We start from the raw sequence: 5,695 nt of genomic DNA, 5'->3' as shown, positions 1-5,695 counted from the left end.
GCTCGCTCCCGGTACGGCGGCGGGGCGGGCTCGGCGAAGAGGAGCGCCTCGGCGGCGGCGAGCAGGGCCATTCCGGTGGTCGTCCCGATCAGCCGCTCGCCGAGCGAGCCGGGGTCGTACGGCGGGAACGACGGCAGGATGTAGAGGAGTTGCAGGCCGGGCGCCGCCCCGGCCTGGCGCGGTCCGCCCACGGCGGAGAACGCGAGCGCGAAGCCGACGACCAGCATGCCGACCACAGCGCTCCAGGTCCGCACGGACAGATAGGTGCCGAGGACCACCAGCAGCCAGCCCACCGGCAGCAGGCGCAGCACCACCGCGGCCCGCTGCCGACCGGTGCCCGGGATCTTGGAAAGGCCGCCCATCGCCACGGCTGCGAACAGGGCGTAGGTGGCCGCGACGGGGCGGCCGAGGCCGTAGCGGAAGAGATAGAAGCAGGCTGCGGCGACCAGCGTCACGTGTACCGCCCGGCGGCCCGAGGCGACGTAGGCCGCCGGGAGCCGACAGGCTCGGACACCCCACACCCCTACAGACTCACGCACCACCGCGCACCCGGCACCTTCGCACTTCGTTCGGCGGGCCGCGCACCACGACGGCTCCGGTGCCCTCCGGCCCGCGGGAGGGTCTCCGGGCCCGTCCGGGGACGGATCTCAGCAGGGGCCGGAGCCCGGCAGCTGCTGCTCCGCCCAGATGGTCTTGCCCGTGGGGGTGTACCGCGTGCCCCAGCGCTGGGCGACCTGCGCGACCAGGAAGAGTCCGCGTCCCCCCTCATCGGTGCTGTGGGCACGGCGCAGGTGGGGCGAGGTGCTGCTGGAGTCCGACACCTCGCAGATGAGAGTCCGTTCGTGGATCAGACGCAGGCCGATCGGGCCGCCGGCATGCGTGATGGCGTTGGTGACCAGCTCGCTCACGATCAGCTCGGTGGTGAAGGCGACGTCGTCCAGTCCCCAGGTGGCAAGCTGGCGGGCGGCGTTGTCCCGGGCTTCGTGCACCGCCCGGGGGTCGGCGGGCACGTCCCAGAAGGCCACGCGGTCGGGGGTGAGGGCGCGGGTCCGGGCGATGAGGAAGGCGACGTCGTCGTGCGGGTGGTCCGGCAGCAGGATGCGGACCATCGTGTCGCAGATCTCCTCGAGCGGGCGGTCGGGGTGGGCCAGGGCGAAGCAGAGCCGCTCGAAACCGATGTCGACATCGCGGTCCGAGGCCTCGATGAGGCCGTCGGTGTAGAGGGCGACGACGCTGCCCTCCTCCAGCTCGAACTCGGCCGATTCGAAGGGCAGACCTCCCAGTCCCAGGGGAGGGCCGGCCGGAATGTCGGGGAGTTCCACGGGCTCGCTGAGGTGGGCGATGGCGGGAGTGGGGTGTCCGGCGCGCGCCACGCTGAGTCTGCGCGAGATCGGGTCGTACACGGCGTAGACGCAGGTCGCGCCGATCACCACGGGGCCTTCCTCGGCCGCCTCCGCCTCGTCCGCCAGGCGCAGGACGAGGTCGTCGACATGGGCGAGGAGCTCGTCGGGCGGCAGGTCCAGGTCGGCGAGAGTCTGTACGGCCGCGCGCAGCCGGCCCATGCTGGCGGCGGCGTGGATGCCGTGGCCGACGACGTCCCCCACGACCAGGGCGACGCGCGCTCCGGACAGCGGGATGACGTCGAACCAGTCCCCGCCCACGCCGGCCTCGGCGTCGGTCGGCAGATATCGGTAGGCGACCTCGACGGCGCAGTGGTCGGGCAGGTCGGGCGGAAGGAGGCTGGTCTGGAGGGCGAGGGCCGCGTTGTGTTCACGGACGAAGCGTCGGGCGTTGTCGACGCACACCGCGGCGCGGGCGACCAGCTCCTCCACGAGCAGCACGTCGTCCTCGTCGAACGGGTTGGGGTTCTCCCAGCGCAGCAGCGAGATCACCCCCATGGTCACCCCTCGCGCCCGCAGCGGTACCACCAGGTGCGTGTGCACCCCGAGATGGATGAGCTTGGCCATGCGCTGCGGATCACCGGCGAGCCACCAGGTCGTCGGGGACAGGACCGGATCGCGGATGGGCCGGCCCGTGGTCAGGCAGCGCATCTGCGGGGACTTCGGCGGGTACCTGGTGGGCTGGCCGACGGAAACGATCGCCTCCGGCAGTTCCTCGTGGATCGACAGGTGCGCCGCCCGCTGCAGCGTGCCCCCGGAGACCGGCCTCGGGGTGAGGTCCTTGGCCGCGAGGACACCCTGGAACAGGTCGATCGCGACGAAGTCGGCGAGCTGCGGCACGAGGACCTCGGCCAGTTCCTGCACCGTGCGGTCGAGGTCCAGGGTGGTTCCGATGCGCTGTGACGCCTCGTTGACCAGGGCGAGCCGCTCACGGGCCCGGTCCTGGGCGGTGAAGTCCACGGCGGTGTGGCACACCCCGAGCGTCTTGCCCTCGACGTTCCTCAGCGGGAACGACGACCGGAGCCGGAGGCGGCCCTGTGCGTTGCGGCGGGACATGCCGTGCGGGGTCGTCATATGCTCCACGGTCGGCGTGGTGCGGCCCGACATCAGGGCCTGGCGCGCCTGCCAGTCCATGGCCGGTGGTACCCGCCCGAGTCCGGGAAGTCCCGCCGCCGGGTCGGACCCGTAGTGGGGCGGCAGGCCCTCCATGGCGGCCAGCACCCGGTTCACCCACTGGAACCGCAGCTCACTGTCGAGGACGGCGATGCCGATCGGTGAGTCCTCCAGGAGGCCGCGCATCACCGCCTGGTCCAGCTCCCACCGGTGCGAGTCGGTGACGTCACAGGCCACGGCGAGCCAGGCGGAACCCGGCTCCGCGCCCAGCGGACATGCCCGCAGGGCCAGCTCGACCGGGTGGCCGGCGCGGTGACGCGCGGTGATCAGGCCCTCCCACCCGTCCCCGATCCGCTGCGCCGCGGACAGCGCGGCGGCCAGCGAGTCCTCGCTCGTGAGGACCATGGCCGCGGGCTGCCCGAGCACACGGGACGCCGAATAGCCGAGGAGGGTCTCCGCCTTCGGATTCCAGTAGCGGATCAGGCCGTGGGCGTCCACGAGGACGACTGCGGCAGACGTGATGCCGTACGGATCGTCGTGATGTGTATCGGGCAGATCCCTGAGACCCATGGTGTCGGCCCCATCCGCGGGCGGGCTTCCTGGCACCACGGTCTCATATAGCCCGCGGCGTGTCTTCGGGGCCGCAGGCCCGGCACGTGCCCATGCCGGTCCGGGGCGGACGGCAGCGGCCTCAGGGCCGGTCGGCCCCGGGCTGTGCGGTGAAGACGCGCTCCAGCAGGGCGTGGAAGGTGTCCCGCTCCTGCTCGTCGAGCCTGCTCAGGCCCGCGAGCGTGTGGTGCATCTTCCCGCGGATCACGTCGATGACCCGCTCGCCTTCCGCGGTGAGGACGACGTTCTTGACGCGCCGGTCGGAGGGGCTGGGCTCTCGGCGCACCAGACCGCGTTTCTCCAGCCGGTCGACGATCCCGGTCATGTTGGAGGCGTCGCAGGTCAGTGTGGTGGCCAGCACGCTCATGGAGGCGGGTCCCCGGCGCAGCACGCTGAGGGTCTTGCCCTGGCTGGCCGTGAGGTGCTCGCTCGCGGCGGCGACCGTGAAGTCGCCGTAGTAGGCAGCCAGTGACACCGAGAGCAGCTCCATGAGCTGGGCCGTGCCGACGCCGGAGGGTGCGGTCATGCGTGTCACCTTACCCCCGGAAACTTGACTATCTCAAATATCGCTGACTACCGTCTTCCTCATTACTTGAAGTTCTCAAGCTTCGATGTTCTTAAGTAGTCCATCGAGCTCTCACCTAGGGAAGAGATTCCGTGTCTCAAGCACAGCCCGCGCCGGCTCGACGGCACTCCGCAGACGCCACGGTCGTCCTGGTGCTCGGGCTTGCCGCGATGGTCGTCTCGATGATGCAGACCCTGGTCGTCCCGATCCTGGGAATCATCCAGAACGACCTCCACGCCAGCACCGCGAACGTCAGCTGGGTGACCACCGCCACCCTTCTGTCGGCCGCCGTCTTCACCCCACTGCTCGGCCGCTTCGGTGATCAGCACGGCAAGAAGCAGACCCTCGTCGGGGTTCTGCTCGTGATGATCGCGGGCTCGGTGCTCGCCGCCACCACCACCTCGCTGACGTGGCTGATCGTCGGCCGGGTGCTGCAGGGAGCGGCGACCGCGATCTTCCCGCTCGCCCTGTCCATCCTGCGCGAGGAGATCAAGCCCGAGAAGCTGCACGGGGCCATGGCCCTGGTCAGTGGCACGCTCGCGTTCGGCAGCGGGCTCGCCCTGGTCGGTGCCGGGCTCCTCACCCGTGGCTCCGACCCCGACTACCACCGGGTCTTCTGGCTCGCGGTCGTGCTGGCCGTGGTGGCGCTGGCGGGAGTCCTGTTCACGGTGCCCGCGTCCCGGGCGACGACGGGGGGCCGCACGGACTGGCTGGGCGCGGGCACCCTGGCGGCGCTGCTGGTGCTGCTGCTTCTGCCCATCTCGCAGGGGCACGAGTGGGGTTGGACGTCCGGCCGTACCCTCGGCTCCTTCGCCGGCGCGATCGTCATGGCCGTGGTGTGGGTCGTGACCGAGCGCCGGGTCAAGGAGCCCATGGTGGACATGAAGATGTTCGCCCACCGGCCCGTCCTCTTCACCAACCTGGCCGGGCTGCTGCTGGGCTTTGCGATGTTCGCGCAGTTCATCGGCGTCTCGTACCTCGTCCAGGTTCCCGAGCGCGTCGCGGGCTACGGCTTCGGCGCCTCGGTGCTGGAAGCGTCAGTCGTGTATCTGCTTCCGACCACGCTCGTCTCGCTCCTGGGCGCCCAGTTCGGCGGCGTACTGGTGCGCCGGATGGGCGCACGCGTCACGCTGGCCGTCGGTGCCTGCTTCGGCGTGGTCGGCTTCACGTGGCTGAGCGTCGCGCACGACGCGACCGCCTCGGTGATCGGGGCCGGCATGGTCATCGGCCTGGCGATCAGCTTCGGCTACGCCGCCATGCCCGCGCTCATCGTCGCCAGTGTCCCTCACCACCAGTCCGGCATCGCCAACGGCATCAACTCCATCTCCCGCTCGGTGGGCAGCGCCGTCGCCAGTGCCGTCATCACCTCGCTGCTGGCGTCGAAGACCATTCCGCTCCCGAAGGGCATGCCCGCACTGCCCCAGGAGAGCCAGTTCACGACGAGTTTCGTCATCGCCGGAGCCGCGTTCGCCCTGGTCGTCGTCGTCGCACTGGCCGGGATCACGGCAGCGCACGCGCCCAGCGCCCCCGCGTTGCGCAAGGCCACGGATTCGGGTACACCCGAGCCTGCACCGGCGGAACACGACGCCGAGCCCGTACGACCGTCCTGAACAGGCCCTTTCCCGCCGGGAGCAGTAGCTCGTACTTCGGTGGGTGACGAGCCGGCGGCGGGCACCCATGAGCCCGCCGCCGAGCCGTCCTCCACCGGCCGTCCGGCCGACCCCGCACCTTCACCGAGAGGCATGTCACGATGACGACGTCCGACCCCACTGACCTCACGTCCGGCCCCGCGCCGATCGATCACCGCGGGACGGTCGCGGTGGAGACCGCCCGGTTCGTCGCAGCCGTCAAGGGCGCCGACCTCACCACCGAGGTGCCCGGGTGCCCCGGCTGGACGCTGGCCGACCTGGTCAAGCACACCGGCAGCGTGCAGCGCTGGTTCTCGGTCCTGCTGGGGTCGCGGATCCAGGAGCCGCCCCGGGGGCGTGAGGTGGACCTTCGGCTCCCG

The 5,695-nt window shown here is 71.1% G+C and carries 4 protein-coding genes and 1 pseudogene; 2 read left to right on the top strand and 3 right to left on the bottom strand.

The window, feature by feature from the left end; all coding sequences use genetic code 11:
• From AB0H32_RS46425 to AB0H32_RS46415, 3 genes and pseudogenes are all read right to left on the bottom strand, one after another.
• Nucleotides 1–521 (bottom strand): annotated as a pseudogene (locus AB0H32_RS46425) (FUSC family protein); the annotation flags it as partial.
• A 126-nt stretch (nucleotides 522–647) separates the two neighbouring features.
• A complete protein-coding gene (locus AB0H32_RS46420) occupies nucleotides 648–3,083 on the bottom strand; it encodes a SpoIIE family protein phosphatase (RefSeq protein ID WP_361135191.1) in 2,436 nt (811 codons plus the stop codon).
• 121 nt (nucleotides 3,084–3,204) lie between these two features.
• Entirely contained in the window at nucleotides 3,205–3,612 is a 408-nt protein-coding gene (locus AB0H32_RS46415; RefSeq protein WP_361135194.1) for a MarR family transcriptional regulator, read from the bottom strand.
• Nucleotides 3,613–3,779: 167 nt separating this feature from the next.
• Here AB0H32_RS46415 and AB0H32_RS46410 point away from each other — a divergent pair, with 167 nt between their 5' ends.
• Entirely contained in the window at nucleotides 3,780–5,297 is a 1,518-nt protein-coding gene (locus tag AB0H32_RS46410; RefSeq protein WP_361135188.1) for an MFS transporter, read from the top strand.
• A gap of 140 nt (nucleotides 5,298–5,437) precedes the next feature.
• The coding region (locus tag AB0H32_RS46405; RefSeq protein ID WP_361135185.1) for a maleylpyruvate isomerase N-terminal domain-containing protein at nucleotides 5,438–5,695 on the top strand (258 nt) is incomplete at its 3' end.

It is taken from the genome of Streptomyces sp. NPDC020362, assembly GCF_040642095.1.
Lineage (GTDB): Bacteria > Actinomycetota > Actinomycetes > Streptomycetales > Streptomycetaceae > Streptomyces.
Note: the sequence above shows the minus strand (reverse complement) of the source record. Positions and strands in the feature narration are given on the sequence as shown.